Source organism: Pseudomonas sp. HMSC066A08, assembly GCF_001813025.1.
Classification (GTDB): Bacteria; Pseudomonadota; Gammaproteobacteria; order Pseudomonadales; family Pseudomonadaceae; genus Pseudomonas; species Pseudomonas aeruginosa.
Genome location: NZ_KV811301.1, coordinates 1 through 405, shown reverse-complemented (window position 1 = coordinate 405; position 405 = coordinate 1). Strand labels below are relative to the sequence as shown.

Below are 405 nucleotides of genomic sequence, written 5' to 3'. Positions count from 1 at the left end.
GTCATCGAGCTTTTTCTTGAAGTCCAGCAACAACCGGTCGGCCGGGTTGCTGTCGTCTACGCCGTCATCGTCGTAGACCAGTTCGCCCAGCTTGGAATCCCGCCGCGTCGGCGGCAGGTATTGCAGGACTAGCGCGTACTCGCTTTCAAACAGCGTATTTTCCTTGACGAAGGCCGCCCGACGCTCTGCGTCAATCAAGGCGGTAATCGGTTCAGGAAAGTGCGACTGCTCAGGGGCTGGATAGCCCGGCGAGGCCAAGCGCGAGGCGTCAGTCCATACAGCCCAGCCCGAACCGAACCGGGCCAGGTATTGGTTGACCAACGCGGTCAGGTAGTTGCGTTCTGACGTAGTGGCGGATGCTGCGTCGTCACCACGGAAGAAGAAACCAGCCATCAGCGAGCCGTC

At 60.2% G+C, this 405-nt stretch carries 1 pseudogene; it reads right to left on the bottom strand.

The features are described from left to right. Positions 1 to 405 (bottom strand): annotated as a pseudogene (locus HMPREF2886_RS16170) (transporter); the annotation flags it as partial.